The organism is Halapricum salinum (genome assembly GCF_004799665.1).
GTDB lineage: Archaea > Halobacteriota > Halobacteria > Halobacteriales > Haloarculaceae > Halapricum > Halapricum salinum.
Window position 1 is genome coordinate 1,578,110 of sequence record NZ_CP031310.1, and the last position, 24,565, is coordinate 1,602,674.

General features: G+C 64.3%; 25 protein-coding genes. 13 read left to right on the plus strand and 12 right to left on the minus strand.

Translation table 11 applies throughout. The features are described from left to right. The first annotated feature begins 67 nt into the window (after positions 1–67). The 3 genes from DV733_RS08020 to DV733_RS08030 all read left to right on the plus strand — a co-directional run bounded on the left by DV733_RS08020 (position 68) and on the right by DV733_RS08030 (position 3,175). Positions 68–1,114 carry a zinc-binding dehydrogenase gene (locus DV733_RS08020; RefSeq protein ID WP_049995193.1) on the plus strand — a complete coding sequence of 349 codons (1,047 nt, stop codon included), beginning with the start codon at positions 68–70 and terminating at the stop codon, positions 1,112–1,114. Then, positions 1,107–1,418, plus strand: a complete 312-nt coding sequence (locus DV733_RS08025; RefSeq protein ID WP_049995192.1) for a hypothetical protein — start codon at positions 1,107–1,109, stop codon at positions 1,416–1,418. Before DV733_RS08020 ends, DV733_RS08025 begins: the two co-directional genes overlap by 8 nt. A gap of 98 nt (positions 1,419–1,516) precedes the next feature. Next, complete coding sequence (locus tag DV733_RS08030; RefSeq protein ID WP_049995191.1) at positions 1,517–3,175, plus strand: sensor histidine kinase; 1,659 nt, start codon at positions 1,517–1,519, stop codon at positions 3,173–3,175. Here DV733_RS08030 and DV733_RS08035 read toward each other — a convergent pair. Further along, positions 3,172–3,570 (minus strand): pyridoxamine 5'-phosphate oxidase family protein, encoded by a 399-nt coding sequence (locus tag DV733_RS08035; protein ID WP_049995190.1) that lies wholly within the window; start codon positions 3,568–3,570, stop codon positions 3,172–3,174. The two genes, DV733_RS08030 and DV733_RS08035, sit on opposite strands and share 4 nt — an antisense overlap. On the opposite strand from DV733_RS08035, the gene DV733_RS08040 reads away from it, so the two are divergent. Next, positions 3,564–4,508: a DUF2250 domain-containing protein gene (locus tag DV733_RS08040; RefSeq protein ID WP_202594310.1), complete on the plus strand. Its 945-nt coding sequence runs from the start codon at positions 3,564–3,566 to the stop codon at positions 4,506–4,508. The genes DV733_RS08035 and DV733_RS08040 overlap by 7 nt on opposite strands. An 18-nt stretch (positions 4,509–4,526) precedes the next feature. Here DV733_RS08040 and DV733_RS08045 read toward each other — a convergent pair whose 3' ends face one another. Together DV733_RS08045 and DV733_RS08050 are read right to left on the minus strand one after the other, a co-directional pair. After that, positions 4,527–4,724: a heavy-metal-associated domain-containing protein gene (locus DV733_RS08045; protein WP_049995189.1), complete on the minus strand. Its 198-nt coding sequence runs from the start codon at positions 4,722–4,724 to the stop codon at positions 4,527–4,529. A gap of 77 nt (positions 4,725–4,801) precedes the next feature. Further along, complete coding sequence (locus DV733_RS08050) at positions 4,802–5,119, minus strand: DUF7126 family protein (protein WP_049995188.1); 318 nt, start codon at positions 5,117–5,119, stop codon at positions 4,802–4,804. 108 nt (positions 5,120–5,227) lie between these two features. On the opposite strand from DV733_RS08050, the gene DV733_RS08055 reads away from it, so the two are divergent. The 3 genes from DV733_RS08055 to DV733_RS08065 all read left to right on the plus strand — a co-directional run bounded on the left by DV733_RS08055 (position 5,228) and on the right by DV733_RS08065 (position 8,369). Then, positions 5,228–5,692 carry a DUF3592 domain-containing protein gene (locus DV733_RS08055; RefSeq protein WP_049995187.1) on the plus strand — a complete coding sequence of 155 codons (465 nt, stop codon included), beginning with the start codon at positions 5,228–5,230 and terminating at the stop codon, positions 5,690–5,692. Between the two features lie 96 nt (positions 5,693–5,788). Then, entirely contained in the window at positions 5,789–6,808 is a 1,020-nt protein-coding gene (locus tag DV733_RS08060) for an NADP-dependent oxidoreductase (protein ID WP_049995186.1), read from the plus strand. 223 nt (positions 6,809–7,031) lie between these two features. Continuing rightward, positions 7,032–8,369, plus strand: coding sequence for an IS200/IS605 family transposase (locus DV733_RS08065; protein ID WP_049995185.1), 1,338 nt, complete (start codon positions 7,032–7,034; stop codon positions 8,367–8,369). Between the two features lie 97 nt (positions 8,370–8,466). Here the strand turns inward: DV733_RS08065 and guaA are convergent, their stop codons facing one another. From guaA to DV733_RS08085, 4 genes are all read right to left on the minus strand, one after another. Further along, complete coding sequence (gene guaA, locus DV733_RS08070) at positions 8,467–9,384, minus strand: glutamine-hydrolyzing GMP synthase (RefSeq protein WP_049995184.1); 918 nt, start codon at positions 9,382–9,384, stop codon at positions 8,467–8,469. After that, entirely contained in the window at positions 9,384–11,039 is a 1,656-nt protein-coding gene (locus DV733_RS08075) for a CTP synthase (RefSeq protein ID WP_049995183.1), read from the minus strand. Before DV733_RS08075 ends, guaA begins: the two co-directional genes overlap by 1 nt. Before the next feature lie 79 nt (positions 11,040–11,118). Further along, positions 11,119–11,448, minus strand: a complete 330-nt coding sequence (locus DV733_RS08080) for a hypothetical protein (protein WP_049995182.1) — start codon at positions 11,446–11,448, stop codon at positions 11,119–11,121. A 339-nt stretch (positions 11,449–11,787) separates the two neighbouring features. Further along, entirely contained in the window at positions 11,788–12,105 is a 318-nt protein-coding gene (locus DV733_RS08085) for a hypothetical protein (RefSeq protein ID WP_049995181.1), read from the minus strand. Positions 12,106–12,223: 118 nt separating this feature from the next. Here DV733_RS08085 and DV733_RS08090 point away from each other — a divergent pair, with 118 nt between their 5' ends. Continuing rightward, positions 12,224–12,568 (plus strand): helix-turn-helix domain-containing protein, encoded by a 345-nt coding sequence (locus DV733_RS08090; protein WP_049995180.1) that lies wholly within the window; start codon positions 12,224–12,226, stop codon positions 12,566–12,568. A 1-nt stretch (position 12,569) separates the two neighbouring features. Here the strand turns inward: DV733_RS08090 and DV733_RS08095 are convergent, their stop codons facing one another. Continuing rightward, positions 12,570–13,166, minus strand: coding sequence for an alpha/beta hydrolase (locus DV733_RS08095; protein WP_049995179.1), 597 nt, complete (start codon positions 13,164–13,166; stop codon positions 12,570–12,572). Positions 13,167–13,292: 126 nt separating this feature from the next. Here DV733_RS08095 and DV733_RS08100 point away from each other — a divergent pair, with 126 nt between their 5' ends. The 5 genes from DV733_RS08100 to DV733_RS08120 all read left to right on the plus strand — a co-directional run bounded on the left by DV733_RS08100 (position 13,293) and on the right by DV733_RS08120 (position 17,363). Beyond that, positions 13,293–14,267 (plus strand): ABC transporter ATP-binding protein, encoded by a 975-nt coding sequence (locus tag DV733_RS08100; protein WP_049995178.1) that lies wholly within the window; start codon positions 13,293–13,295, stop codon positions 14,265–14,267. After that, entirely contained in the window at positions 14,264–15,112 is an 849-nt protein-coding gene (locus tag DV733_RS08105; RefSeq protein ID WP_049995177.1) for an ABC transporter permease subunit, read from the plus strand. The genes DV733_RS08100 and DV733_RS08105 overlap by 4 nt, the downstream gene beginning before the upstream one ends. Before the next feature lie 71 nt (positions 15,113–15,183). Next, on the plus strand, positions 15,184–16,041 hold the full coding sequence (locus DV733_RS08110; protein WP_049995176.1) for a PspA/IM30 family protein: 858 nt from the start codon (positions 15,184–15,186) through the stop codon (positions 16,039–16,041). A 120-nt stretch (positions 16,042–16,161) separates the two neighbouring features. Further along, a complete protein-coding gene (locus DV733_RS08115) occupies positions 16,162–16,599 on the plus strand; it encodes a universal stress protein (protein WP_049995175.1) in 438 nt (145 codons plus the stop codon). A 62-nt stretch (positions 16,600–16,661) separates the two neighbouring features. Beyond that, the gene (locus tag DV733_RS08120; RefSeq protein WP_049995174.1) at positions 16,662–17,363 is read left to right on the plus strand and encodes a DUF547 domain-containing protein; all 702 of its coding nucleotides are present in this window, start codon (positions 16,662–16,664) and stop codon (positions 17,361–17,363) included. On the opposite strand, the gene DV733_RS08125 is transcribed toward DV733_RS08120, so the two are convergent. The 4 genes from DV733_RS08125 to DV733_RS08140 form a co-directional block, all read right to left on the minus strand. Further along, entirely contained in the window at positions 17,360–19,057 is a 1,698-nt protein-coding gene (locus DV733_RS08125) for an Ig-like domain-containing protein (protein WP_049995173.1), read from the minus strand. The genes DV733_RS08120 and DV733_RS08125 overlap by 4 nt on opposite strands. A 2-nt stretch (positions 19,058–19,059) precedes the next feature. Beyond that, complete coding sequence (locus DV733_RS08130) at positions 19,060–21,198, minus strand: type II secretion system F family protein (RefSeq protein WP_049995172.1); 2,139 nt, start codon at positions 21,196–21,198, stop codon at positions 19,060–19,062. Continuing rightward, complete coding sequence (locus DV733_RS08135; protein WP_049995171.1) at positions 21,195–23,027, minus strand: type II/IV secretion system ATPase subunit; 1,833 nt, start codon at positions 23,025–23,027, stop codon at positions 21,195–21,197. Before DV733_RS08135 ends, DV733_RS08130 begins: the two co-directional genes overlap by 4 nt. Positions 23,028–23,203: 176 nt before the next feature. After that, on the minus strand, positions 23,204–24,559 hold the full coding sequence (locus DV733_RS08140; RefSeq protein ID WP_049995361.1) for an MFS transporter: 1,356 nt from the start codon (positions 24,557–24,559) through the stop codon (positions 23,204–23,206). Between the last annotated feature and the right edge of the window lie 6 nt (positions 24,560–24,565).

The following is a 24,565-nucleotide window of genomic DNA, read 5'->3' on the forward strand; positions in this document are numbered from 1 at the left end:
TGCCCTTGTAGGTTGTCACCAGGGGACTATCGCCACCGTTTTGCGCGCGCCGTCCTCAGATTCTGCCATGCAGGCCGTCCAACTGACCGACCACGGGGGCCGGGAGGTCCTCACCTACGGCGAGGTTCCCGACCCCGAACCTGACGCCGACGAGGTGCTCGTCGACGTCCGGGCAGGCGCGCTGAACCACCTCGACGTCTGGACCCGCCGCGGTCTCCCGGGCCTCGACCTCGACTTTCCACATATTCCCGGCAGCGACGCGGCGGGCGTAGTCACCGCGGTCGGAAGCGAGGTCACGCGATTCGAACCCGGTGATCACGTCACCGTCTGGGCCGGGGTCTCCTGTGGCTCCTGTGAGTTCTGTCGCCGCGGCGAGCCGACGCTGTGTGTCGACTATCACGTCCTCGGCGAGCACGTTCCGGGCGTCCACGCCGAGCAGATCGCCGTCCCCGAGGACAACCTCCTCCCCGTGCCCGAAGGCGTCGATTGGTCGACGGCGGCGGCCGCGCCGCTGGTGTTCGGGACCGCCTGGCGGATGTTGATCGAGCGCGGCGACCTCTCGGCGGGCGAGTCGGTCCTCGTGCTCGGGGCCAGCGGCGGGGTCGGCCACGCGGCGGTCCAGATCGCCGCCCACGCCGGCTGTGAGGTGTTCGCGACCGCCGGCACGGCCGAGAAGCGAGCGTACGCCGCCGAGATCGGGGCCGACCACACGATCGACTACACCGAGGACGACTTCGCCCGGGCGGTCCGGGCGGAGACGGGCGAGCGCGGGGTCGACGTCGTGGTCGATCACGTCGGCGCGGACACGTGGGACGACTCCTTGCGCGCGCTCGCTCGCGGCGGGCGCGTGCTCACCTGCGGGGCGACCACGGGCGGGCGGCCACAGACGAACCTCGATCGAATCTTCTGGAGCCAGCTGTCGGTGATCGGCTCGACGATGGCCGCGCCGGGGACCGCCGAGCGCGCCTGCCAGTCGGTCTGGGACGGGACCTTCGAGGTCAGAATTCGCGAGACGCTGCCGATGAGCCGCGTCGCTCGCGGGCACGAACTGCTCGAAGGTCGCGAGGGGTTCGGGAAGGTTGTCGTCGTTCCGGACGGTGCGTACGATGGGTGAGGGTGGCGAGGACACTGGTGAACCAGACGACGACACGTACGTCCACCGACCCTCCGGAGAGCCGCCACGCAAGGCCGCGGCGACCGACGACGACTTCGGCTGGCGGGGCTGGCTTCTGGTCGTCGTGCTCGTCTTCTCGTTTCTGGTCGTCCCGTGGGCGTTGATCCTCCTGCCGAGTGCCCAGTCCGGCGTGAGTGCGCTGGGGCTGTCCTGGCGGGACACGTATCTGGCGCTGCCGATGATTCCAGCGCTGGTGCTCGGCGCGCTCGGCGTCTGGACGGCGTTGCACGCGCGCCGGGAGTAATGCTTCTTCGCGTGTGTCGTCGCTAGATCCCCAATCGTCAGAACTGAAAATCGGAGGTAACGCTTTTTGAATCCGACCGGCGAAGCTACGAGCCAGCGATGCCATCTTCGTTCTATCTCCCGCTTGTACTCCTCGTCTCTCTCTCGGGTGTCGGGCTGGCGCTGTTCGCCTGGGTCAACCGCGAGACGCCCGGAGCGGGCCCCATCGCGCTGTTGCTGTTCGCGGCGAGCCTCTGGACGCTGACCGACGCGCTGAGCGTCTTCTCTCTGGAGACGGTCTTCTGGGCGCGGATGAAGCTCTCGGTCTCGGCGGTGCTCCCGCTGGCGTGGCTGCTGGTCGTCGTCGAGTACACTGGGCGCGAGCGCTGGCTCGCCGGGCCTCGGCTGCTGGCGCTGCTGGTCGAACCGCTGGTCTTTGCGGCGCTCGTCTGGAGCAACGACAGCCATCACCTCGTCTGGGAGACGACCCGGGTCGTCCGGGGCGGCGATCAGCTGGTCTTCGCCGGCGTCGAGGGCCTGGCGTTCTGGGGCCATCTCGTCTACGCGTACGCGCTGGTCGCGATCGGGGCTGCGATCCTCCTTCGGCTGTTGTTGCGGACCGACGGGATCTTCAGATCCCAGAGCACGGCGCTGCTGGCGTCGATCGTCTTTCCGATGACGGTCAACGCGCTGTACGTCTTCGACTATCTTCAGCCCGGGGTCGATCCCACCGGGATCGCGTTCGTGCTCACCGGGACCGTCCTCGCGGGGTCGATGCTCCGCCAGCACCTGCTCGACGTCAGCCCCGCGACACGCGAACTCGGACGCGAGGAGGTGATCGAGCAACTCGACGATCCGGTGTTCATCGTCGACGGCTCGGGAACTGTCGTGGACCTCAATCCCGCCGGCGAGTCGTTGCTGGAGACGTCGGCGACCGAGGCGATCGGCCGCGAGCTCCCGGCGCTACTCCCCGCGCTCGAATCGGCACTCGACGCAGGCGGTGAGATATCCTTCGAGTCGGCTGGTGTCCGTCGCCACTACGACGTCAGTGTCTCGGAACTGGACCGCGCCTACGGGCGGGTAACCGGCCGGATCGTCAGCCTCCGAGACGTGACCGAGCGCACCCAGCGCGAGCAACGCCTGGACGTGATGAATCGCCTCTTCAGGCACAATCTCCGCAACGAGATGAACGTCGTCCGGGGCAATGCCGAGTTGCTCCGATCCCGTGTCGACGACGAGCAGCGCGAGCGGGCCGACCGAATCATCACGACCGTCGACGAAATCGTCGGGCGGAGCGACAAGGTCAGAACCCTCTCTCAGTCGCTCGAAGGCGACCCATCCCAGACGCTGGATCTGGGGTCGATTCTCCGGTCGATCGTCGCGTCGATTCGCTCGGAGTATCCCGACGCGAGGGTGACGCTGGACGCGCCCGAGGCGTGTCAGGTCACCGGCGATCCTTCGATCGAGGTCGCCGTCGTCGAACTCATGGAGAACGCTATCGAACACGCGAGCGGTGAGGTAGCGGTCTCGGTGACGTTGACGGCGCTGGACGACACTCGCGTCGAGGTGCGCGTCGAAGACGACGGGCCAGGGATTCCCGAGCAGGAGCTGCAGGTCCTCCAGTCTCGAACCGAGACGCCGATGGAACACGGCAGCGGCTTCGGGCTGTGGCTGGTGACCTGGGTGGTCGAGCGCGTCGGCGGGTCGATCGAGTTCGATGTCGGCGAGACTGGGACGACGGCTACCGTCCGGCTGCCACGCGCGGGCCCGGACGACTAACCCCCGGTCAGCACCTCGTCGGCCCGAATCCGCAGGATCACGCGCTCGGTTTCGATGGGATTCGGATACTCGGATTTGCCCATGTATCGCTCCGCCAGCGCGTCGATGTGTTCGCGCGCACCCTCGGTCGTTATCTCGGTCACTTCGCCCGTCACCGAGAGGAACCGATAGGGATTGTCGGGATCGACCATGCTCACCGACACCGTCGGATCGGTCGCGACGTTGCGTTCCTTTCGACGGCCGCGCTCGGTGTTGACCAGCACTCGGTCGTCGTCGGCGTCGTAGTCGATCCAGACCGGCGTCGTGTGGGGCTTTCCTTCGGAGGTCATCGTCGTTACGTGTGCGAACGTCGCCTTCTCGAAGAGGTCGTGGTATACTGTGGGTATCGATGGCACACGTAGTCGTAGCGACGCCGGCGGGATATACGTACGCGGTGGATTCAAACGCCGTCAGCCAGTACGAGCCGACGATGGTCTCGCAGGCCGAGATCGACCGCCTCCGTCTGGAAGCGGACACGATCATGACTCGCTACCAGACGGTCGAACGAGCCCTGGAGCGCGCCCGCTCGGAGTCAGGTGAGCACTGGGAGACGGGCGAGCTGCCCATCTCGCTGGAGACGCCCCACGGCGAGTCGATCGACGTCACGCTCGATCTGGAATCCAGTCCCGCGGACAACGCCCAAGTCAGGTACGACCGAGCGAGCGAACTCGAAGCCGAACTCGAACGCCAGCAACGGATCGTCGGCCAACTCGCTCCTCTCCCAGCGGATCCGGTCGCCTACTTGATCTGCTACCATCTCGATGCCGTCGAAGGAAACTACCCGCGGTCGATGGCCGGCCACCTCGACGCCGAACGGGGGCAGGTCGAGGATCTGTGCGAGGAAATGGAGACGGCGGGCGTGCTCGAACGCGTCGAATCGGGGACGGTCAAGCAGCGCCGCGTGAAGGCAAAGCAGGCCGAAGAGGTTCGCCAGCACCACACCTACTACCGGCTCTCGCGGCAAGGCGACCACCTCCTGCGGTTTCTCGACGATCCGGAGGGGAAACGAAACGTCCTGCGACATCTCCCCGACGGGAAGACGCTCGTCGAGCGACTGGCTCGTGGCGGACCGGACTATCCGCGGATGACTGCCGAGGAACTGGAGATGGGCTTCGAGTACGTCCGCCACCTCTACCGGGCGCTCCGGCAGGTGGGGCTGGTCACCGAGTACGAGGGCAGCACGATCAAAGCCAGCGAGCGAAAATTGAAACCGAAAGACGAGACCCACCGCAAGCACACCTACTACGTCGCGACCGATCACGGGGAGACGGCACTGCGAGAACTGGATGAGTGACAGCGGATCACTCGGCGCTCAGGCGCTGGCGTCGTAGCCCGAATCGACGACCGCCTGCACGAGCGCGTCGACGTCCGCGTCACCTTCGACGGTCGCACTGTTGGTTTCGCGGTCGGCCTCGGCGTGTGTGACGCCCGATACGGATTCGAGCGCCTCGACGACGGTCTGTTCGCAGCCGCCACAGCTCATGCCTTCGACGGTCAGTGTCGTGGACATACCCGGAACTACGGGGGGCTGCTTTTTCTCGGTTTCTCCTTCGATTCCCAAGTGGAGTCGGCTTTCGAGTTTGGAACCTAGCTGTCGAGCTCTTCGGCGACCGTCTCGGCGTCGATGAGATCGGGATCGACGACGAGATCGGCCTGCCCGCGGGCGAAGTCCGGCAGCGACTGACTGGCGTAGACGACGACTTTCAGGTCGGGGTTGATATCTTTGGCGACGGAGATCGACGTGGCCTGTTCGACTTCGGTGAGGACGAAGACGGTGGCGTCGTGGATGCCGGCCTCTTCGAGCGCTGGGCGGTTGGCGACGTCGACGAACGCGACGTCGTGGCCCTCCGACTCGATGGCCTGGCCGATCTCTTCGCGGTCCACCCCCGCGACGATCACGTGCATACTCCGAGGTGGGCGAGCGCGGATTAATGGGTTTCGTCCCTGGCTTCCCACGGGCTACCTGTGAGTCGCGATAGAAGAGCCTTTTTCGCTCGCTCGCCTCGCGACGGTATGGTCGATCCGCTCGCGCTCGTCGGCATCCCGTTTTTGCTAGTCGGTGGGGCCGTCCTGCAGTACGGGGCTCGACTCTCTATCGGTCTCTACCGTCGGTCCCGGGAGGCACGCGAAGTCGACGCCGAGATCGTCGAGACCAGAATCGACGAACGTGAGGACGGTGACTTCGAACCGACTGTCCGCTTTCGGTACGACTTCGACGGCGAGACCTACGAGTCGACGTTCGTCACCGAGGGTCAGGACCCGCCCGCTGGCAGTCGCGATGTCGTCGAGTCGTATCTCTCGAACTACTCCGAGGGCGACCGGGTTCGGGCGACGCTGTTGACGAGCATGGCCGACCAGGCCGTCCTCGAACGCTCGACGGCCACCTGGCCGTACGTCGTCGCCGTCGTCTCGACGCTGCTTGGTGGTGTCTTCACCATCCTCGGGGCCGGGATTCTCGTGGGCGGACTGTTCGGGTAGGGCCGACAGCCGCGTCTGACGGCGGAGAAACTTTGATAGTGACCTAACGTTTCCTCTTCCGAAGGGCGTTTGCGTAGGGGGACGATAGCACGGGTTATGACGGATACCAATCGTGTGTTCACGCTGGCGAAGCGCCCGGAAGGCAAACCGAACCGCGACACGTTCGAACTGGTCGAACGGGACGTCCCCGAGCCCGGACCTGGCGAGGCGCTCGTCCGGACGCTGTATCTCTCGGTCGATCCGTACATGCGCGACCGGATGCGCGCCGGGGAGTCCTACGCCGAGCCGTGGGGCGTCGGCGACCCGCTCGAAGGCGGCGTCGTCGGCGAAGTCGTCGCCGACAACGGTACCGAGTTCGAAGCCGGCGATGTCGTCGCCGGGAACCTCCGGTGGGCCGATTTCTCGACGGCCGCCGGCCCCGACCTCCAGCGGGTCGATCCCGACCTCGCGCCCATCTCGACCGCCCTGGGCGTCCTCGGGATGCCGGGTCGGACCGCATACTTCGGGACGCGCGAGGTCGCCCAACCCGACGCCGGCGACACCTTCGTCGTGACCGGCGCGGCCGGGGCGGTCGGCTCGGTCGCCGGCCAGGTCGCGAAACTCCAAGGCGCGCGCGTCGTCGGCTTCGCCGGCTCGGCGGAGAAAGTCTCCTTCCTCGAAGACGACCTCGGTTTCGACGCCGGGATCAACTACAAGGAGACCGACGACTACCGGGCGGCCCTCGCGGAGGCAGCGCCCGGTGGTGTCGACGCGTACTTCGACAACGTCGGCGGCCCGATCACCGACGCCGTCTTCACACAGCTCAACGTCGACGCCCGGGTCGCCGTCTGCGGGCAGATCTCCCAGTACAACGCCGAGGAACTGCCGACCGGACCGCGGAAACTCGGTCAGCTCATCCAGAAACGGGCGACTGTCGAGGGCTTCCTGATTCAGGACTTCGCCCCGCGGTTCGAGCAGGCGACCCGCCAGCTCGGCCGGTGGGTCCAGAACGGCGATATCACCTATCGCGAGACCGTCACCGAGGGTCTGGAGAACGCGCCCGAGGGGTTCCTCGGGCTGTTCGAGGGCGAGAACATCGGGAAACAACTGGTCAAAGTGGCTGACCGCGAGGAATAGCTACCTGTAACAGTGCGAGAGTCCCGCCCTTCCCGTGAGGGATGAGTGTTCCGACATGCGGTCGGAACCGAGGACCGAACAGGGCGGGCGTGAAGCGCGTAAGCTCTAATGAGATTCTGCCGAGAGATCGCTGGCCCTGAGTCTCCAACAAGACGGACGAGTTCCACTTCCACTGCGGATGGCTGACATTCAAACCCGAAGCGAACGTATATAGGATTGGCTGATGAAGCGGACCAACACGTTTGCTGTGCGACCGCTCTCCAACGAAGGGGAGAAAGTGCTACGCGACTTGTTGGACGCTTCTGCCGCTCTCTGGAACGAAGTCAATTACCAGCGCCTCATGCGGTACAACGACGAAGACGGCTTCGAGGGCGACGTGTGGGACGCCGATACAGGCCGACTCGAAGGCACATACAAAGGCGTTCTTGGTGCGTCCACCGCCCAACAAGTAGTTGGGAAGAACACCGAAGCGTGGGAGTCGTTCTTCACGCTCAAAGATCAGTATCACGACGAGTCGAACACGTCGGTCACGAAACACCCGGAACCGCCGGGATTCCGTGGCAACGAAGACGACGGACGTGTTCTCAAAGGCGTCATTCGAAACGATGCGTACACTGTCGAATGGGGCGCTCGCTCCCGACTTGAGATCGTCGTCGGCGAACAACTCCGAGACAGGCACACCAGCCCGAAAAGCCGTCTCCGGCTGGAAATCGTTGGCGACCCGAACTGGCCCGACTACGAGAAACAGGGCCGGCTGGACCTGTGGTACGACGAGACTGACAGCACCTTCCGAGCTTCGCAACCCGTGACTATTACTGATGCACGGGACACTCCACTGGCCGACGAGACGGCCGCTCTGGACATTGGTGCGAACAATTTCGTCGCCTGTACCACCACGACCGGCGAGCAATATCTGTACGAGGGCCGCGAGTTGTTCCAGCGGTTCCGCGAGACGACGCGAGAAATCGCCCGGTTACAGTCGAAACTCCGTGAAGGCCGGTACAGTAGCAAGCGTATCCGGCGGCTGTACCGGAAGCGGACCCGTCGCCGCGACCACGCCCAAGAAGCCCTGTGTCGTGACCTGCTGGAACGACTCTACGAGGACGGCGTGCATACGGTGTATATCGGCGGACTGACTGACGTACTGGAGACGCACTGGTCGGTCAGGGTAAACGAGAAGACGCACAACTTCTGGGCGTTCAAGCAATTCACCGAACGACTGGCGTGTACCGCCGAGGAATACGGTATCTCCGTGGAGGTCCGATCAGAGGCGTGGACGAGCCAAGAGTGCCCGCAGTGCGGTTCGACAGACCGAACGACACGGCACCGAGACACGCTGACCTGTCCGTGTGGGTTCGAGGGGCACGCCGACCTTACAGCGTCAGAGACGTTCCTGAAGCGGCATACAGAACAGGTAGTCAGGCCGATGGCACGGCCCGTGCGGTTCCAGTGGGACGACCACCAATGGTCGGAGTCACCACGCTCTCACCGTCCCAACAAACAGCGCACAGACCCGAGTACCGTCCACCACAACGGGAATGTTGCCTCCGGGGAATCCTAGGCCGGCTGAGACTCCCACGGAGGAAACCGCGCCGTCGTCGGGCTTTGCCCGACTGCCTGAGGGACGTAGTCCCTCTCTGTTCACGGCGCGGAGGATGTCATTCGTACTCGATGGTCGCGGGCGGCTTGTGGGTCACGTCGTAGACGACGCGAGCGACGTTCTCGTGTGCGCCGGTGATCCGGCTCTGGATGCGCTGGAGGGTCTCCCAGTCGATCTCCTGGGCGCGGGCAGTCATGCCGTCCCGGGACTCCACCGAGCGCACGGAGACGACCCAGCCGTGGACGCGGTTGTCGCCCTTGACGCCTGTGGCCTTGCCGATGACCGCCGCGAGGGCCTGCCACGGTTCGTACTCCTCCAGTTCCTCCTCGACGACGTGGTTGGCCTCGCGGGCGACTTCGAGCTTCTCCTCGGTGACGGGACCGATGATCCGCACTGCCAGCCCGGGCCCGGGGAAGGGCATCCGCTCGGAGATCACCGCTTCGAGGTCGAGTTCGCGCGCGACTTCCCGTACTTCGTCCTTATAGAGGTCGCGCATCGGTTCGACGATGCCGTCGAAGTCGATGCGCTCGGGCAGGCCGCCGACGTTGTGGTGGGACTTGATCGTCCCCTCGCTCTCGATGCGGTCGGGGTAGATGGTCCCCTGGACGAGGTAATCGGCGTCGACTTCACGGGCGACCTCCTCGAACTCCCGGATGAACTGCTCGCCGATGATGTGTCGTTTCTCCTCGGGGTCGTCCTCGCCTTCGAGGGCGTCGAGGAACCGATCCTTGGCGTCGACGATCCGCAGACTCTCCATGTAGTCGAAAGTCTCGCGGATCTCCTCGGTCTCGCCTTTGCGCATCAGGCCGGTGTCGACGTAGACCGCAGTCAGTTGCGTGCCGATGGACTCGTAGGCCAGCGCGGCCGCGGTCGAGGAGTCCACACCGCCCGAAAGGCCGATGACGGCGTTCGCGTCACCGACCTCCTCACTGATCTCTTCGATCTTCTCCTCGATGAAGGAATCGACGTCGACCATCAGGCTTCGACCTCCGTTTCGGGTGCGCTCCGGTCACGTTCTCCCAGCACCGCTTCGAGCAGGCCGACAAAGGGCGGTGAGGCTCGCGTGGGTCGCGAGCGGAACTCGGGGTGGAACTGTGTCCCGATGAAGTAGGGGTGGTCTTCGAGTTCGAGGATCTCCATCCGCCGACCTGCGCGGCCGGAAAAGACCATGCTGGTGTCGGCAAAGTCCTCGAAGTACTCGGGGTTGACCTCGTAGCGGTGACGATGGCGTTCCGTACAGACCGTCGACTGGTAGAGGTCTTCCGCTAGCGTCCCGGGCGTGATGTCGGTCTGATGTGCGCCCAGGCGCATCGTCCCGCCCATGTCGTCGGTGTGTTCCTGCTCGGGCAAGATGTCGATGACGGGGTCGGGCGTGTCTTCGTCCATCTCCGCTGAATGAGCCTCGGGGTAGTCGAGGACGTTCCGGGCGACCTCGACGACGGCCATCTGGAAGCCCAGACAGAGTCCCAGGAAGGGAACGTCGTGTTCGCGGGCGTAGCGGATGGCTTCGATCTTTCCCTGTGTGCCCCGGGAGCCGAAGCCACCGGGGACGACGACGCCGTCGGCTTCCGTGAGATTCTCGCTGTCGGTGACGTCCTCTTTGTCCGAGTCGACCCAGCGGATGTTGACGTCGACGCCCTTCTCCAGGCCGGCGTGTTTCAGCGCCTCGTTGACGGACATGTAGGCGTCTTCGAGATCGTACTTGCCCACGAGGGCGATGTCGACCTCACCGGTCGTCTCCTGGGTCACGAGTTCGCGCCAGCGGTTGTCCCGTTCTTCGGCGGGGAGGGCGCGCTCGGCCAGGCCGAGTTGCTCCATCACGTACTCGTCGAGTCCTTCCTCCTCGACCATCAGCGGGACGTGATAGATGTCATCGACGTCGGGGTTCGAAAAGACGGCGTCGGTCGGGACGTCACAGAACAGCGCGATCTTCTCCTTGACGTCGGGGTCGAGTTTGTCTTCACAGCGCCCGACCAGAATATCGGGCTGGAGACCGATCGAGCGGAGTTCCTTGACACTGTGCTGAGTGGGCTTGGTCTTCTGCTCGCCGTTTTTCGAGTAGGGGACGAGCGTGACGTGGGTAAAGAGAATATCGTTCTCGTCTTGCTCGTGGGCGAACTGTCGCAGTGCTTCGAGATAGGGCATCCCCTCGATGTCGCCGACCGTGCCGCCGACCTCGACGAGACAGACGTCGGTGCCTTCGGCCGCTTCCCGAATCCGGCGCTTGATATCGTCGGTGATGTGCGGGATGATCTGCACCGTCTTGCCGAGGTAGTCGCCCGCGCGTTCCTTCTCGATGACGTGTTTGTAGGTCTTGCCGGTCGTGACGTTGTGGTCGAAGGTCATGTCCTCGTCGAGGAATCGCTCGTAGTTCCCCAGGTCGAGGTCGACCTCGCCGCCGTCTTTCAGGACGTAGACTTCCCCGTGCTGGAAGGGGTTCATCGTGCCGGCGTCGACGTTCAGATACGGGTCGATCTTCACCGCGGTGACGTCGAACCCGGCGTTCTTGAGGAGACGGCCGGTGCTGGCGGCCGTGATTCCCTTGCCGAGACCGGACATCACCCCGCCGGTGACGAAAACGAACTTGTTCCCGAGTGTGGGGTCGTACCCCGTTTCGGATTCCGTGGGCATACTGACGGTGCGCGAGGAGGCGTCAAAACGGTTTCGGGACCGCTCGCGTTCGTGACCGCGTGTCAAATCCTGGGCCGATCTAGGCTTCGCTCAGCGCCTCGAAGTCAATCTGGAACGTGGGTCGACCGGCGGCGACCTCCCGCTGGACGGGCACCTTCTTGCCTTTCAACTCCTGGACCTCGTCGGGACCGAGACCGAAGGCGTCGAGCAACCGTTTCAGGTCGCAGTTCGGCCCCCAGATCGGCGGTCGTTTCAACTCGCGCCGGAAGACGTTGTTCGCGGGCGTCTTCAATTCGATCGTCACGGTCTGACCGTCGTCCTGTACCGAGGAGACGGGAAGCCGTGAGAGGTCCCCACCCGCTCTGACGGCCCCCAGGGCGTCGGCGATGTCGTCGATGTCGTCGGGCATGGCCGTCCGTACGACCGGGCCCCATACAAAACGGTCGGGTCACGTCTCCGTACTCGAACCGACCAACAGCAGGAACTTTTGCCCGGGACGACGTAGACGCATCTATGATGATTGAACTCGGGTACGCGATCGCTGTCGTCGTCGCGCTCGGTTTCGGCTACGGGACGGTTCGCCTGCTCTGGGGCGCGGATATCCCGAACGTGATCGGCTGAGTCGCGTCCGACAGGGCGTGTGCTCGCGGCGCTCATTCTGCCAGTCGCTCTGTGAACCACGACGCGACCGTTTCCGCGGCACGCTCACTCTGCGGACTGCTACCGGCCCGGGGGCTCGTACTCGGCGTCACGCCCACTCGTGGTTGTCCCAGCCTTCGTAGTGCTTTAGCCGTAGCTGTATCTCGAACGGTTGCCACTCGCATTCGTGATAGAGAACGTCCGCGAGATCACCGAACGCGCTGTTGTCCAGTTCGATCCCTTCTTTCCCCCGGTTCGTGACGTAGGATGCGCTTCGGAGGTCGTCGAAGACGGTCCGTGCGCGTGGGTACTCATCACTGTCGATCGCGGCCACCGCGACGAGACCCTCCTCGTCGATCGGGGTCCCCCACCTGTGCTTTGCGATCATCGCTGCGAGCAATACACACTTCACCGACGGCTTCCGCATACACGCCGTTCCTGCGGATTCATATTTCAATATCGTGGTAATTGTGATTAACGCGAGTGTGTATGTTTATATACGGTCGAGTTGTATATTGATACCACGGACGAGACTACAGGTCACGATGAGCAGACAGACTCAATCTCACGATACCGACGACCGCGACACGAAGGAGGCCCGCCTCCAGCATCCGAGTGGCTTTCTCTATCTCACCCAGCACGAGAGCGTGCCGATCCTGATCGACGCGTTACTCGATCTCCCGCCGGGTCGGGAGTTCAACAAGACCGAACTGGCCGACCACGCTGGTGTCACGCGCCAGACTGTCGGGGCGTACATCGATGTCCTGATTGAGACGGGAGTCCTCGAGGAGGTTCCGAAGACATCGCCCCAGCGCTACCGTCTCGCCGAGAGCGAGGTCGTCGAGGAACTGTTCGCACTCAACAGTGCGCTGAACGCTATCAGAGAGTAAGCTACCGGCTCCGGAGTCGACCGGTCAGCCACGACGCGACCGCCTCCGCGGCCCGGGCACGCTGGCCCACGAAGAAGTGGTCGGCCGCCATCGACTCGACGGTGGCCCCGTGCTCGCGGGCCGTCTCGACGATGTTCTCCCACTCGGCGGAGTCGTCGCGTTCGCCGTAGATGACCTGCAGCGGGCAGTCGAGATCGGCGACTGCCGGCGTGGCGTCGCGCTCGCCGACGGCCGCGTGCGGGGCCAGCACCGACACCGCGAAGGGGTCGGTTTCGAGTGCAGCGAGCAGCGCGACCCCGCCGCCGAAACTGTAGCCGAACAGGCCCAGTCGGTCGTAACGCTCGCGCCCCCACTCGCAGGCCGCCACGGCGTCGCGGACCTCGCCGTGGCCGTCGTCCCAGGGGCCGTAATCGAAACGCAGGCAGGCGGTCCCACGGTCGGCGAGAGCGTCGGCGACGGCCGTCAGGCGCGAGTCCGTCCGGGAGCCCCCCATCTGGGGGTGGGGCGGGCAGGCGACCACCAGTGTGTCTGCGTCCGCGGGACCGTCCAGCGTGGCTCGAACGTCTCGTGGGCCGGGGATCCGGAGGCGCTCGCTCATATCGGGCGTGGGACTGGCGCGTGCCTAACGGTTGTGGTCGGCCGTCGGCCCGGCCTCAGTGAACCGAGTAAACGACTCTGAAACACTGCTCTCCTTTTTATGTAGGTGGCGGGAGGACGGTCGGACATGGTCGCAATACAGACCGATGGATTGACCAAGCGCTTCGGCTCGGGTGAGGCCGGAGTGCTGGCGTTGAACGACCTCGATCTCACGGTCGAGGAGGGAGAGGTGTTCGGCTTTCTCGGGCCGAACGGCGCGGGCAAGTCGACGACGATCAACATCCTGCTGAACTTCATCGATCCCACGGCAGGGAGCGCGGAAGTGCTCGGCCACGACGTTCAGACCGAGTCCAAACAGGTCCGCCAGCGGACGGGCGTCCTCCCGGAGGGCGCGGAGGTGTTCGAGCGCCTCACGCCCCGCGAGCACATCGCGTGGGTCGAAGACGCCAAGGGGATCGACGCCGACACCGATGCCATCCTCGACACGGTGGGGATCGCCGACGCGGCAGATCGGAAGGCAGGGGGCTTCTCGAAGGGAATGCAACAGCGACTCGGCCTCGGGATGGCCCTCGCCGGCGATCCCGACTTGCTGATCCTCGACGAGCCCTCCTCGGGACTCGATCCGACGGGGATGAAGGAGATGCGCCAGCTCATCCGCGAGCAGGCGGCGTCGGGGACGACGGTCTTCTTCTCGTCGCACATCCTCAGCGAGGTCGAAGCCGTCTGCGATCGCGTGGCGATCCTCAGCGGCGGCGAACTCGCGATCCAGGACACCATCGAGAACCTCCGCGATCAGAACGAGGGCGTCTGTACGATCGACGTCGAGGTCGACTCGGTGCCCGACTCGCTCGGGCTCGACGGCGTCGCGGGCGTGCAGGACGTCGGGGTCGCCGACGACGAGCTCATCGTCACCTGCGAGTCCCCGTCGGTGAAAGTCGACGTGGTCCGGGCGATCGACGAGCGGACGACCGTCACGGACATCGTCTCGGAGGACACCTCTCTGGAGACGCTGTTCGAACGGTACACCGGCGAGAGCGTCGAGGCAGCCGGCGAGCAGACCGACGATAGCACCGAGGCTGCCGAGGCGGAGGTGGTCGCATGAGCACGCTCGCCGTCGCCAGACGGGACTTCCTGAACGTCCGGCGCGCGAAACTCGTCTGGGCGCCGGTCGCACTCTATTCGCTGTTCATGGTGTTGTTCTTCTACGGGCAGAGCAGCAATACCGATCCGGACTTCCACATGGTGCTGTTTTCGTTACTCGGTATCGGAAGCGTGCTGGTCATTCCCCTCATTGCACTCGTTGCCGCCTATCTGTCGGTCGCGGGCGAGCGTGAATCGGGGACGATCAAGTTCACGCTCGGTGTGCCAGTCGATCGGGCTGCGGTCGTGACTGGCAAGCTCCTCGCACGATCGATCGTCGTCGTCGCCGGTGTGTTAGTCTCGTTCGTCGTCGGCACGATCGCCGCGAAGGTGTTCGTCCCCGGGATGGCGATCGCCTACGGAGATTATCTACGGTTCATCGCCATCACCGTGCTGTATGCGACGGCGTACGTCGCTATCGCCGTCGGAATCTCGGCCGCTACGTCCGCTCGATCACGGGCCATCGCCGGCTCGATCGCGTTCTTTTTCGTGTTCAACATCGGCTGGTTCTCCCTGCCGATCAGCCCCATGGAAGTGTTTGAGTTCGTCCTCGAACAGCTCGGCCGCGACCCCGAGAACTATCAGCACTTCATGGAGTTGATTTGGAGTCTCAGCCCGACCGGCGCGTACCTGAACACGATGGACTTCTATCTGCCCGCGCGGATAGCGAGCCAGCAGGCCCCGGTGTCGACCGCCAGTGATCCCTTCTACATCCAGCCGTGGTTCATGCTGGTTATCCTCGCGGCCTGGGTTGTCGTTCCGCTGGCGTTGGGTATTCGACGCTTCCAGAAGGCCCAGCTCGGGTAGGCCGGTCCGCTCGCGGTTGCCCTCGTTGAATGTGTAAGTGATTTAAGGATGGCCGTACCCAAAGCACGAGCATGGGAATCCTCTCACGCGCGTCCTACATCATCCGCTCGAAGCTCAACGCGGTCCTCAATCGGGCGGAGGACCCCTCCCAGACCCTGGACTACTCCTACGAGCAGCTCCGGGATCAACTGCAGGACGTCAAGCAGGGTATCGCCGACCTGACGACCCAGAAAAAGCGCCTGGAGATCCAGAAGCGCCGGCTCGAACAGAACGTCGAGAAGCACAACGACCAGGCCCGTGAGGCCGTCCGGCAGGACCGCGAGGACCTCGCTCGCAAGGCTCTCGAGAAGAAAAAGCAGAAGATGAACCAGATCGAGCAACTGGAGACCCAGATCTCGAGTCTTCAGCAACAGCAGGATCGACTGGTCCAGCAGAAAGACACCCTCCAGAGCCGGATCGAGGAGTTCCGCACGAAAAAGGAGACGATGAAGGCCCGCTACGAGGCCGCCGAGGCCTCGACGAAAGTCAGCGAAGCGATGACTGGCGCCGGCGAGGAGTTCGAGGACGTCGGCCGCGCGATCGAGCGCGCCGAGGAGCGGACCGAGGACATGGAAGCCCGCGCGCAGGCGATGGACGAACTGCAGGAATCGGGCGCGTTCGAGGACGTCCTCTCGGACAAGGACGACATCGACCGCGAACTCGAAGCGCTCAGCAACGACAGCGAGGTCGACGCCGAACTGGAGACGCTCAAATCCGAGATGGGCAAGGGGTCGAGCGAGTCTGAGAAGGCCGCCACAGAGAGCGAGACCGCAGCCGACGCTGCGGATGTCGACCCGGCGGACGTCGAAGACGTGGACGTCGACGCCGAGATCGAGCAGTCGGAGGTCGACGCCGAACTCGAAGAACTCAAAGAGGAAGAGACGAACTGATCGCTCGACAGGACGGGTGAGAACGCGGGCCGCTACCGATATCGGTCGCGATGGTTCGGTTTCCGAGAGGGTGGTACGAGCACGTACAACTATGACGTCGGCCCCCGAAGCATCGTCTCGATGTACGATCGGATTCTCGTGCCGACCGACGGGAGCAAGGGGACGCGACGGTCGCTCGAACACGCGGCCGCGATCGCTCGGGACAACGACGCCACCGTCCACGCGCTGTACGTCGTCGACCAGCGCCTCTACCGGGCGGCCTCCAGAGACACTAAAGACGAAGTGATCGCCTCGCTGGAAGAGGAGGGCGACCTCGCTCTGGACGAGGCCGTAACGCGACTGGAGGAAAACGGCGTCGAGGTCGTCACGGCCCGCCGGGAGGGGATTCCCTACAAGTCGATTCTGGCCTACGCCGACGAGGAGGGCATGGACCTCGTGGTGATGGGAACGCACGGCCGGACCGGCCGCGACCGGATGGCCACGCTGGGGTCGGTCACCGAGCGCGTCGTCAAGAACGCCGACGTCCCGGTACTCGTCGTCGACATCGGCGAGGAGTAGCACTCGTATTCCCTCGCACGTCCGCCGAGGCGTTTTACCCCGCGGCCGACTAACACTCGCCCATGGACGTCGAGCCGGTCGCAGTCGCGAGGGAGTTGCTGGGGGCCGTTCGAGACGGCGATCCGACCCGGGAGTACGAGGATGCGCTGGCAGAACTCGATGCGGACGCGCTCGCGCGTGCTCTGCACTCGGACGAGCGGCGACTGGCGTTCTGGCTGAACGTCTACAACGCCTACGCCCAGCTGTTGCTCGATCGCTGGCCCGGCGAGTACGAGCGGAGCCGGCGGCGCTTCTTCGGCCACGAGGCGATCCCCGTCGCCGGAACGTGGCTCTCGCTGGACGACGTCGAACACGGGATTCTTCGGGGCTCTCAATCGAGTCTCGGGCTGGGGTATCTCCCGCGACTCATGCCCTCGCGGTTCGAGCGCCGCCATCGGGTCGAGGCGCGCGACTGGCGGATCCACTTCGCGCTGAACTGCGGGGCGCGGAGTTGTCCGCCGATCCGGGTCTACGAGGTCGAGCGGATCGACGCGCAACTGGATCTGGCGACCGCATCGTATCTCGAACAGGAAGTCGAGTACGACTCGGAGCGTGGTGTGGCGAGGGTACCGCGATTGATGTTGTGGTATCGCGGTGACTTCGGTGGCGGGTCGGAGATTCGGGAGATACTGCAGGAATTTGGGTGTGTGCCGGAGGGTGAGTCGTTTCGGGTACGGTATCAGGGGTACGACTGGTCAAGGGAGCCGGGGACGTTCGTTGACTAGAGCCGCGGCGTTATCAGATATGTCACCCGTTGGTCATCGAACTCCAGTACGAGACTGAACCATTCTCCCTGGAGTGGCTCGAAGTTGTCCCCGGAATTGTCGACCATCTCGAAGGTGTACGTCTGCTGGCCGCCGTTTCTCGTCAACGAGTCCAGTTTATCACTGTCACTGACGTTCGTCACTGCATAGTCACCGCTGCGGATCAGTTCGTAGCTCTCGCCCACTGACTCTTCGGTGTCGTACACGAGTGCCTTTGCTGGTGGGCCGCGGGCGTGTCCACCACCTTGTTGGTTCCGTGATGCGTACATGACTAACCGCGCCCGATCGATGTCGATGTCTTTGTCGGTGTGCGTGTTCGAGAACGTGACCTGAATCACTTGGACATCGTCGTTCCCCCGTGAAGTCCCGCGATCATTCTCGACGATGACGGCGTCTTCGAGTTGGACGGTGTTTGGCCCGTACGGGTTGACGTCGGAACTGGAATCGTCACTGTCGCTCCCGGATTGATCGCTGTCGACGATCGTGAGATCGAAGCGAACACGGCGCTCCGTGGCGACGCCACCGCTTCCGTCGCCGATTTCGACCAGGGCCTCGACTGTCTGTGCACCGTCGACGTTCTCAGGTGCGTCGTACTGGAACGTCACTTTCCCCTCGCTGTCCGTCTGGATAGTTCCCGTCGGTTCGAGGCTCCCGGGTCCGCTCTCGATCGTCCCGGTCACGTCTACGTCACTCACTGGGTTGTTGAAACTGTCGCGGACTTCAGCCGAGAGTTGCAGCGAGGTTCCCTCGGCGACGGCGGTGTTGTTGCCGTCGATATCCGTGATGTACGCCGCATCGGGCTGCTCGACGCTACTCGAACCGACACGAATCTTCGACATCGTCAGCTCGTAGGTCCCGTCTTCCAGGATCATGGTTGCGGTGTTTCCAGTCTTGGTAATCTTCTCGACTCTGGTAGTGTTGACGTCGAAGATTTCGTTCCTGAGTGTCGGTGTGTCCAGTTCGGTCTGGAATTCGATCGTGATCGGATCTCCGTCGTCTTCGATCGTGATCGTCCGTCGCTGGTGGCTGATCGGCGCGAGTTCGACCGACGTCGAGAGGCCACCCCGCGAGACGTTGCCGGTCAGTAGTGTCAGCCTGATCCGATTCCCGTCGATGAAACTCGTGGGATCGTCGAAGTAGCGGTTTCCGCCCTCGAAATTCCGATAGACCATCGAGTGTTCGAGGTGGAGCGTTCCCGCGCTCTGAAGCTCGTTGTAGTCCGGTCGATACGCCAGTCCGGTCGTGGCGTAGGTGCGCCTGTCTCCAGTCCAGAAGTCGCCGACGTTGCCACTCGACTGAGCGTTCTCGATGGTCAGCGGCTGCTGGCCCGTGGTCCGTATCGTCCCCGTGGCTGGGCCGGGATTCAACAGAAAGAATCGCGGCGGGTAGGAGATCCCGGTCTCGACCGGGATCGCGGCTTCCTGGCCGGTCGCGCTCGTGCGGAAGAGGCCGTCCTGCAGCGACTGGAAGTCCTGAACGACGCGCTGGTTGTGTTCGAACTCGACCTGCTCGTTGGCGGCGGGGACGGCATTGACCTGGATCAACACCAGCAGGAGGATCAGGAGTGCGAAGACAAGGATCGCACCGAGGACTTCCGAGACCCCGCGGTCGTCGTGTCGGAACTGTCGGTCGGAGATGTGGGTTTTTGCTTTCATTGTTAGACGAGCGCGAAGGCTGCGACGGCGATCAGGAGCAGGACGATGCTGTACTTCAGGCCGCTGAAGGCGTCGTCGTCGGCGAGTTTCCCCGCGATGACGCCGCTGCCCAGCGCCTGCAAGATCGCGGCGTGCAAGAACAGCGCCTGGTAGGCCGCCACGGGCGTGTTCGCGAGGCTGACCGGCAGGCGCGGGCCGTCCTCGACCGGCGTGGCGGGATCGGCCGCGGCCTGTGCCTCCGCGATGGGCGTCAGGTAGGCCGAATCGAGCAGGACGACCACCAGCAGGAAGACCAGAAAGCCGATGACGACGACTGCGATGTAGGGCGTCAGTTCCTGGCGGCGCTCGCGGTCGAGTTTGAACCGTTCTTTGGTGTCACGTGCGGCGATCGTCAGGACTGCGGCGACATCGCTGCTCGAGCGAATCCCCTCGCCGATGAGTGTCATCGTCCGGGCCAGTTGCGGGACGGCGACCCGGTCGGCGAGGTTGCGCATGGCCGCCCGGGTGTCGAAGTTCCAGCGCAGGTCGTTCTGCAGGAGTTTCATCTGTCTCGCGAGTGGCCCCGTCGACCACCGCGAGAGCAACCCGAGGGCGTCGTCGAACTGGACGCCCATCTTGTTGGCGCTGGCCAACACTGACAGCGTATCGGGGAACTTATCGGAGAACTGTCGCTCTCGACGTCGTTTCCGTTCGTGGAACATCGACAGCGGGATCATAACCACCAGCAACGGGGCGACGACGAGCCACGTCGTCGTCGGGACCGGCCGTTCGAGCATCGCCTCCTGTGTCGGTGTGGCGACGCCGAGTCCGACGGCGGCTCCGAGCGCGAGCAGCGCCAGCGGGACGGTGATCACGAGCGAGTAGACGGGCCGTTCCCGAAACGCTGCGAGCGGATCCGACACCGCTTCGATTAGCGCCTTCCGGCGCCGATGCTTGAGATATTGCCCCTGCTGTGCTTCGAGGGATCCGTCGATCGTGGTCGCGCTGGCCGGGCGCGGTTGGAGGCCGGGGAGCAGGTCCCAGAGGACCGTTGCGACGAGCGTGAAGCCGCTCTCGATATCACTGTCGTTCTCGCCGAAGTGAACTGCGGGCTGTTTGTACGGCTCCGAGACCGTGTCCAGCAGGACCAGAAAGCCAAGCATCGACAGCGGCAGAACGGCGTAGACGAGCAAGACGAGCTGGGCGAGCGTGTTGCCGCCGAGCAGGCTCATCACGACGAGGATGACGATAATGAACAGCGGAGCGGCGACGAACAGGACGATGAAGAACTCGCTCAAGACAGCGAGCGTCTCGAGGAAGGAGTGCTGCTCGTCTCTGGCCTCTTCGAGGTAGTCTTCGGCCTCTGTCTCGAAGAAGGTCGTGAGGTCCCCACCGGAGTCGAGGACGCCGATCAGGTCGTCGAGGAACTGCTCGAAGTTATCACTCGGCGTGAGGTTTCGCACGTTTCGCAGGGCGGTGTTGACGTCGTTGCCGAAGAACTCGACCTCGCGGACGATCATCTCGGCCTCGTTGGCGATCTCGCCGTAGGTCCCCTCGTTGTCGGCGAGGATGTCGAACACCTCCATGAGGTCCATCCCGCCGCGCGAGAGTGCGTACATGAATACGATCGCGTGTGGGAGCGTGACGTCGATGTTTCGACGGCGACTGGAGACGACGAACCTGGGATAGTGATACCGCAAGTACCAGGTCCCGAGACCGAAGATCACTGCCGAGGCGATCGTGAGCACGCCGCCAGCGACCAGCACCTCGTTCTCGGCGATCAGGTAGACGATCTCGCCGTCGTAGTCCAGTGGGTTGGAGAGCCCTTCGATCAGTCCCGCAGAGACCAGCAGCCACGAGAAGACGATCCCGATGACGACACCGGCAATCGTCGCGCCCACTGCGAGCAGTGCGCTCCGCTTGAGATAGACATCGTAGCTCTGGCCGTAGCGGGCCTGATTAAGCCACTCCTGGAGATCGACGTACCGCTGTGGTCGGGCCTTGTAGTAGGCCCGCATCCAGTCGTACTGCTCGCGGAGCTCACGCTCGCCGACCCCGCGGCGCTCCTGGACGTACGGGAACTGCCGCAGCTCGTACTCGCTGGGTTCGGTGTCGCCTGCGGAGTGCCGGTCTGTGTCCCGTTCGGCCGGTTCACCGCTCATAACTCCTCGACTATATCGGTGACGTTCAGGTCACTTGGCTCGATCTCCGAGGGCGCGGGCCCCTCGTCGGTGAGGTCCTCGTGTGTCAGCGTCCCCGCTTCGATCGCCTTGAGCAGCCGATCGGGGTCGCGGACGTACCGTTTGAGCGCTTTCGAGACCGCCTCGTAGCCGGTGATATCGTTGTCGAGGAGATACCGGAGGACGCTCTTTCGGCGGTCGAACTCGGTCTGCAATTCCTTGTCGGTCCACCCACGGTCGTCGGCGATCTCCACGAGGAGTTCGGAGTCTGCGACCATCTCGTGGCTGTCGTCTTTGGCGTTGCGGCGGAACACTTCGTGGGTCTCGATGGCGTTGGGATCGGCCGGGTCGGCCCGTAACTCGGTGATCGTGCGATTCCGCCGAACGCGCTGATCGTCCAGAAACGTCTGTTGCTGGACGGAGACGACGTCTAGCTCCTGGACCATCTGGGTCGGAACGTTCAGCGGCGGGTTCAGGAGGCGCGACAGCACCGTCTCGATGGAATCGGCGTGCAGCGTCGTGTAGGAGGTGTGGCCGGTCGACATCGCCTGGAAGAACGTGAGCGCGACTCGTTCTTCCGTACGGATCTCCCCGACGAGCAGATACTCCGGCCGCTGGCGAAGGGCGGCCTGCAACAGTTGATACATCGTGACTTCGCCGCGACCCTCGCTGGTGACTGCGCCGCGGGTGACACTCTGGATCCAGTTCTCGTGGGGCAGGTCGATCTCGCGGGTGTCTTCGATGGTGACGACCTTGCTCGACGGCGGGATGAAAAACGAGACGGCGTTCAGACTAGAGGTCTTCCCGGAGCCGGTACCTCCGGCGAAGATCAGCGACTTGTTGTTCTCGATGGCAAGCCAGAAGTAGGCCATCTGCTCGACGGAGAAAGTATCCCACTCGATCAGTTCGATCGGCGTGAGCGGAATCTCCGCGAACTTCCGGATCGTGAAGTTCGAGCCACGCGTCGAGATGTCGCCGCCGAGGGTGAGCTGGATCCGCGAACCGTTCGGTAGTGTGGCGTCGACCAGGGGGTTCGAGACGGTCATCTGCTTGCCCGAGCGCTGGGCCAGCCGGAAGGTGAACGCGTTGAGGTGTTCGCTGTCGAAACTGACGTTCGTCTTGAGGTCGCGATACCGCCGGTGGTAGACGAACACGGGGATGTCCGCGCCGTCACAGGAGACGTCCTCGATGGCGTCGTCGCTCATGATGGGATCGATCGGCCCGTAGTCGATGAAATCGCGGATGAGATAGTACAGCAGTTTGTGGATCGTCCCCGACTCGACGGCCGCGGCCTGTTCCTCGATCAGGGTCCGGGCCTCTCGGCGGAAGGCAGCTTCGCGGTCGTGATCGTCGAAGTCCCGGTACATGAGATTGTTTCGGAGCATCTCGATCAGGTCGCCCCGGACGTATCGCTCGAAGTCGTCCAGCACTGGCTCGACGACGTGGTAGCGATACTCGTTCTCGGCCTCGTCGTGGAGGATCGTCACGTACGCGAACGGTTCTGCGACCCACTTCCAGGAGACTTCCTCGTAACGGTCCAGATAGCTAAAATCGAAAAACTGTGAGGCGATGAACGCAGCCTCCGGCGGATCGACGACGCTTCCCGAGAGCTCCTCGAAGTACTCGTAGACGTCTCCGAGCACCTGGGTGACCGTCGGATGATCGTAGAGGACGATCTCACTGCCGGTCGATTCGTCGAGGTCGAGTTCGCCCTCGAGTACCGCTGTCGCCTGCGTCTTTGAGACGTCCTCTGGAGAGACACCCTCGCCGCTCCCACTCTTTGGCTCCGGGGCTTGGCCCTGCTCACTCATATGAATGGATCACTAAACGACCGCGACTATAGTAAACTGTTTGGCTAAAAACAGTACAGATCTGTCAATTCGTACTGCTCGTCTCGAATTCCGACATCCGCGTCGCTGTAGCACGGCTGAATCGGCGGATCACTCTCCAGCCTGTCGGCGGCACGATCTCGTTTGTACCTGTTCGTTCACGCAGCGGCCACGAGTCGCTGGCGGGCGACGCCGACGAGCAGTGCGAGGACACCGACCGTCAGGAGCGCGCCGGCGACGAACGGCGACCAGCGTGCGAGCACGACGTACAGCGCCGTCATCACTGGTGGGCCGACCGTGCGTCCGAGGCTGCCCGCACCCTGGGTGACGCCGAAGGCGCTGCCCTGTTCGGCGTCGCTTGCGGCCATCGAGACCAGCGCCGCGAGCGCGACGTTCAAGAGTGCGTTACCGATCGAGAGGACCGCGAGGACGATCACCAGGACGAGTACTGCCGGCGTGAGGCCCGCCACCGACGGCAGCGAGAGCGTCGTCCCGACGGACGGGGAGAACGGGAGGACGGCGAGCGATCCGACCAGCAGTGTCGCCCCGCCGACGGCCAGCTGCGTCGGCTCGAAGCGTCGGGAGAGTCGGCCGACGAGGACGCCCTGATTGAGGACACTGAGTACGCCGATGTAGGTCAGAAAGAGCCCAGCGCCAGCGGCGTCGTAGCCGTAGACGTCCGCGAGGTAGGGAACGAACGCGATCTGGACACCCGAGAAGGCCAGCGACGCGACGAAGAACGCGAGCACCAGCGGTCTGAGCGTCGGACTCGCCAGCGCCCCGCGGAACTGATCGAGCAGTGACTGCCGGGCCCGACCGCGCGCCCCCGCTCGCTGGGCAGCCGTCCGGGTTTCGGGGAGGAACCGCCAGGCTGCTACCAGTGCGAGTCCGCTGGCGGCCGCCGCGCCGAAACTCGGGAGCGTGAACTGGGTCGTCGGAATTACCGCCGGCAGCACCTCGCGAGCACCCGAGACGACTGGGTCGCTCGCGAGGACGGCACCGAGCGCCGGCCCGACGACGAACCCCAGTCCGAACGCCGCGCCGACAAGTCCGAGCGCGCCGGTGCGTTTCTCGGCGGTCGTCACGTCCGCGACGTAGGCCTGCGCGGTCGCGATGTTACCGCCCATCGCCCCGCCGAGCATCCGGGCGGCGAACAGCGTGAGTAGCGCGGCGGTCGGCCCCAGCAGCGTCCCGACCTGCGTCCCGAGCCCGAAGACGATCCACGCGAGGACGCTCCCCGCGAGCGACAGCATCAACACCGGGCGTCGGCCGTAGGCGTCACTCCAGCGACCCAGCAACGGCGCGAAGCCGAACTGCAGCAGCGAGTACGACGCCGCCAGCAGACCGTAGACGACGTCGCTCGCGCCGAAACTCCGGACGTAGAACGGCAGGATCGGGACGACGATACCGAACCCGACGAGGTCGATGAAGACGATGACGAAGACGGTCGCCAGCGCCCGGCGACCACCGACGACTGGATCGGCCGAGGCCGTCCCGACGCGCGGATCTTCCATCCCGTG

What these genes read in the sequence shown, in the direction of transcription:
- DV733_RS08140 (WP_049995361.1), bottom strand. Translation starts at nt 24,559, where the DNA reads ATGGAAGATCCGCGCGTCGGGACGGCCTCGGCCGATCCAGTCGTCGGT.
- DV733_RS08025 (WP_049995192.1), top strand. Translation starts at nt 1,107, where the DNA reads ATGGGTGAGGGTGGCGAGGACACTGGTGAACCAGACGACGACACGTAC.
- DV733_RS08045 (WP_049995189.1), bottom strand. Translation starts at nt 4,724, where the DNA reads ATGTCCACGACACTGACCGTCGAAGGCATGAGCTGTGGCGGCTGCGAA.
- DV733_RS08130 (WP_049995172.1), bottom strand. Translation starts at nt 21,198, where the DNA reads ATGAGCGGTGAACCGGCCGAACGGGACACAGACCGGCACTCCGCAGGC.
- DV733_RS08075 (WP_049995183.1), bottom strand. Translation starts at nt 11,039, where the DNA reads ATGCCCACGGAATCCGAAACGGGGTACGACCCCACACTCGGGAACAAG.
- guaA (WP_049995184.1), bottom strand. Translation starts at nt 9,384, where the DNA reads ATGGTCGACGTCGATTCCTTCATCGAGGAGAAGATCGAAGAGATCAGT.
- DV733_RS08095 (WP_049995179.1), bottom strand. Translation starts at nt 13,166, where the DNA reads ATGAGCGAGCGCCTCCGGATCCCCGGCCCACGAGACGTTCGAGCCACG.
- DV733_RS08110 (WP_049995176.1), top strand. Translation starts at nt 15,184, where the DNA reads ATGGGAATCCTCTCACGCGCGTCCTACATCATCCGCTCGAAGCTCAAC.
- DV733_RS08040 (WP_202594310.1), top strand. Translation starts at nt 3,564, where the DNA reads ATGGCACACGTAGTCGTAGCGACGCCGGCGGGATATACGTACGCGGTG.
- DV733_RS08080 (WP_049995182.1), bottom strand. Translation starts at nt 11,448, where the DNA reads ATGCCCGACGACATCGACGACATCGCCGACGCCCTGGGGGCCGTCAGA.
- DV733_RS08120 (WP_049995174.1), top strand. Translation starts at nt 16,662, where the DNA reads ATGGACGTCGAGCCGGTCGCAGTCGCGAGGGAGTTGCTGGGGGCCGTT.
- DV733_RS08135 (WP_049995171.1), bottom strand. Translation starts at nt 23,027, where the DNA reads ATGAGTGAGCAGGGCCAAGCCCCGGAGCCAAAGAGTGGGAGCGGCGAG.
- DV733_RS08065 (WP_049995185.1), top strand. Translation starts at nt 7,032, where the DNA reads ATGAAGCGGACCAACACGTTTGCTGTGCGACCGCTCTCCAACGAAGGG.
- DV733_RS08060 (WP_049995186.1), top strand. Translation starts at nt 5,789, where the DNA reads ATGACGGATACCAATCGTGTGTTCACGCTGGCGAAGCGCCCGGAAGGC.
- DV733_RS08050 (WP_049995188.1), bottom strand. Translation starts at nt 5,119, where the DNA reads ATGCACGTGATCGTCGCGGGGGTGGACCGCGAAGAGATCGGCCAGGCC.
- DV733_RS08085 (WP_049995181.1), bottom strand. Translation starts at nt 12,105, where the DNA reads ATGCGGAAGCCGTCGGTGAAGTGTGTATTGCTCGCAGCGATGATCGCA.
- DV733_RS08115 (WP_049995175.1), top strand. Translation starts at nt 16,162, where the DNA reads ATGTACGATCGGATTCTCGTGCCGACCGACGGGAGCAAGGGGACGCGA.
- DV733_RS08030 (WP_049995191.1), top strand. Translation starts at nt 1,517, where the DNA reads ATGCCATCTTCGTTCTATCTCCCGCTTGTACTCCTCGTCTCTCTCTCG.
- DV733_RS08125 (WP_049995173.1), bottom strand. Translation starts at nt 19,057, where the DNA reads ATGAAAGCAAAAACCCACATCTCCGACCGACAGTTCCGACACGACGAC.
- DV733_RS08100 (WP_049995178.1), top strand. Translation starts at nt 13,293, where the DNA reads ATGGTCGCAATACAGACCGATGGATTGACCAAGCGCTTCGGCTCGGGT.
- DV733_RS08105 (WP_049995177.1), top strand. Translation starts at nt 14,264, where the DNA reads ATGAGCACGCTCGCCGTCGCCAGACGGGACTTCCTGAACGTCCGGCGC.
- DV733_RS08020 (WP_049995193.1), top strand. Translation starts at nt 68, where the DNA reads ATGCAGGCCGTCCAACTGACCGACCACGGGGGCCGGGAGGTCCTCACC.
- DV733_RS08055 (WP_049995187.1), top strand. Translation starts at nt 5,228, where the DNA reads ATGGTCGATCCGCTCGCGCTCGTCGGCATCCCGTTTTTGCTAGTCGGT.
- DV733_RS08090 (WP_049995180.1), top strand. Translation starts at nt 12,224, where the DNA reads ATGAGCAGACAGACTCAATCTCACGATACCGACGACCGCGACACGAAG.